The organism is Mesorhizobium sp. M7A.F.Ca.CA.002.15.2.1 (genome assembly GCF_003998715.1).
Lineage (GTDB): Bacteria > Pseudomonadota > Alphaproteobacteria > Rhizobiales > Rhizobiaceae > Mesorhizobium > Mesorhizobium ciceri.
Window position 1 is genome coordinate 1 of record NZ_RZPI01000642.1, and the last position, 3,149, is coordinate 3,149.

The 3,149-nt window shown below is 63.3% G+C and carries 3 protein-coding genes; all 3 read right to left on the reverse strand.

Going from position 1 to position 3,149, the window contains the following annotated elements; genetic code table 11:
* On the reverse strand, positions 1 to 895 hold an 895-nt coding region (locus tag ENZ74_RS26720; protein WP_127313102.1), incomplete at its 3' end, for a DUF3333 domain-containing protein.
* Positions 892 to 2,358: a phosphate ABC transporter permease subunit PstC gene (gene pstC, locus ENZ74_RS26725; RefSeq protein WP_063169148.1), complete on the reverse strand. Its 1,467-nt coding sequence runs from the start codon at positions 2,356 to 2,358 to the stop codon at positions 892 to 894. The genes ENZ74_RS26720 and pstC, both read right to left, overlap by 4 nt.
* A 96-nt stretch (positions 2,359 to 2,454) precedes the next feature.
* The coding region (locus ENZ74_RS26730; protein WP_127313103.1) for a substrate-binding domain-containing protein at positions 2,455 to 3,149 on the reverse strand (695 nt) is incomplete at its 5' end.

Sequence of the window (3,149 nt, forward strand, 5' to 3'; positions counted from 1 at the left end):
GCACCAGGCCACCGACGAAAGCGGCGGAGCGTGGCATGCCCAGGAAATTGATAAACACCGCGAGGCCGAGCAAGCCGAAGACGATTGACGGCACTGCGGCCAGATTGTTGATGTTGACCTCGATAAGGTCGGTGAAACGGTTCTTCTTGGCGAATTCCTCCAGATAGATGGAGGCGGCGACGCCGATCGGCAGCGCGAGCAGCAGCACGATCACCATCATATAAAGCGAGCCGATGATCGCCACGCCCATGCCCGAGGTTTCCGGGCGGCTGGAGGCGCCGTAGGTGAACAGGCCGCTGTTGAAGTGCTCGGCCATCGCGCCCTCGGCCTTGAGCTTGTTCATCCAGGTGATCTGCTGGTCCGAGACCTTGCGTCGCGCTTCCTCGACACTGAGGTCGATCTGGCCCTTGAAAGCCGAGTCGAGATTGGCGGCGGCGAGGATGTTGACGTCGCGTGTCGTGCCGATCACCGAGGGATCGGCGGCAACGATGTCGCGCAACTGGACGCGGGCGCCTTCCGAAAGGAAGCCCTTGAGCTTCTGGATCATCGGCTTGTCATCAGGAGAGATGCCGAGCTTGGCCACCAGCGCGTTTTCTGCGAGCTTGGGATAATTCGCCTTGATCAGAACGCTCGGATCGGTTGCGCGCTTGCCGGAAGGATCGATCACCTTCTCGTCGAACGTGATCGGCAGCGATACCGTCGTCTGCCAGAAGGCGGTGTAGCCTTTCGAGACGATGGTGATCAGCATGATTGCCAGGAACGCCAGGCCTACGGAAATCGCCACGACGCCATAGATGCGGAAACGGCGTTCGGCGGCGTAACGGGCCTTCAGGCCGATGTCGCGGCGCGGATGGGCCGCCGGCCTGACCATCGTATCCATGGGAATGTCGGTCATTCGTACTGCTCCCGATATTTGCGCACGATGTAGAGCGCGACGATGTTCATCACCAGCGTCAGCGTGAACAGCGTCAGCCCGAGCGCGAAGGCGACCAGCGTCTGCGGCGAATTGAACTCGAGGTCGCCGGTGAGCTGGTTGACGATCTTGACGGTGATGGTCGTCATCGCCTCGAACGGGTTGATGGTGAGGTTGGCGGCGACGCCCGCCGCCAGCACGACAATCATCGTTTCGCCGATGGCGCGCGAGGCAGTCAGCAGGATGGCGCCGACGATGCCGGGCAGTGCCGCCGGCAGGATCACCCGCTTGATCGTCTCGGAGCGGGTCGCGCCGAGGCCGAGCGACCCGTCGCGCATGGCGCGCGGCACCGCGGTTATGATGTCGTCTGAGAGAGAGGAGACGACCGGGATCAGCATGACGCCCATGACCAGGCCGGCGGTGAAGATGCTCTGGCCCTGGATGAACGGCGAGCCGCCGGTCAGCGCCGCTGACAGGTCGCGCAGGAACGGCCCAAGCGTGACGACGGCGAAGATGCCGTAGACGATGGTCGGTATGCCGGCCAGCAGTTCAAGCGCCGGCTTGACCACCGAGCGCACCCTGGGCGTTGCGTATTCGGCCATGTAGACAGCCGACATCAGCCCGACCGGCACCGCAACCAGCAGCGCGACGGCGGCGATATAGAGCGTGCCGGCAAGAAGCGGGATCAGGCCGAACTGGCCCTGGCTGCCGCCCGAACCGGCAGCGGCAAAACGCGGATCCCAGACCGTGCCGAAGAAGAAACTCATCGGCGAGACGCTCTCGAAGAAGGTGATCGTCTGGAACAGCATCGAAAGCACGATGCCGACGGTGGTCAGGATGGCGATGGTGGAGGCGGCAAGCAGCCCCCACAGCATCAACCGCTCGACATTGTTGCGCGCCCTGGCGCGCGGCTCGATCTGCCTGAGCGCATAGAAGGCGCCGGCGATCGAGGAAGCCAGAATGACAATGGCGCCGAACAGGCCGAGCCGGTCCTGGACCTTGTTCGCCTCGACGGCGATCGGGATCATGTAATCCTGTGTGTCGCTCGCCAGTGCCACGCCCTTGGCGGCGAGCAGCGGCTGCAACTCGGCAAAGCTGGCAGGCATTGCGGCCAGTGTGCCAGCATCGAGTTTGCGCAGGCCCCTGGCGAGGCTCTTTACCAGGCTGACATCCAGTGCCTCGCTGGCAACCTTGCTGTCGACGGTACGCTCGGGCAAGGCAGCGTGGATGTGCCGGTCAAGATAGACCGAAGAACCGACGGCCCAGACGGCAAGCAGCAAAAGAGCAGGCAGGACGGCGAGCAGGAAGGCCCACCAGCCGTGATAGTGGGCACGCGAATGCGGCTTGACTTTGCCATTGTCCTGGGCCGCGGCACGCTGCCGGCCGATGAAAAAGGCAACCAGGCCGACGGCAACGACGATGGCCAGTACGAGCAAGGACGACATGGACCCACCCCAAGGGAAATTCTAACGCAGCCACCATTGCGGCCTGCGGTGAAACCGGGGCGCGGATTTGACCCGCACCCCGGTTCGGCAGCTTGATTACATCGACTTTCCGGCGGCGAAAGCGTCACGCTGGGCCTGACGCTCGGCATCCGGAGCAGCAACGAGGCCGTATTCGGCGAGCGGGCTTTCCGGGCCAACCATCTGGTCGTCGAGGAAGAACTCGACATATTCCTTGAGGCCGGGAACGACGCCCAGATGCGCCTTCTTGACGTAGAAGAACAGCGGGCGCGAGACGGGATACTTGCCGCTGGCAATCGTCTCGGTCGAAGGCACGATACCTTCCACGGTGGCGACCTTCAGCTTGTCGGCATTGTTCTCATAGAAGGCGAGGCCGAACACGCCGACGCCGGTCTTGTTGGAGTCGATGCGGGCGAGCGTCTCGGTATAGTCGCCATCGATGTCGACGGCCTTGCCGTCCTTGCGGATGGCAATGCAGGTTTTGCCGATTTCCTTGTCGTCGGCAATGCCGGCGGCCTTGAGAGCAGCCTTGTCACAGCCGGCATCGAGGAGCTTGGTCTCGAACACTTCGCGCGTGCCGTGCTTTTCGCCCGGAATGTAGGCGGCGATGTCCCAGTCGGGCAGCTTCGGATTGACCTGGCTCCACTTGGTGTTCGGATTGTCGACGAGCTTGCCGTCGACGACCAGCTTGGCCGCGAGCGCCTTGTAGATGTCGGCGGGAACCAGCGCCCAGTCCGGGCCCTTGATGTCGGTGGCGAAGACGATGCCGTCAT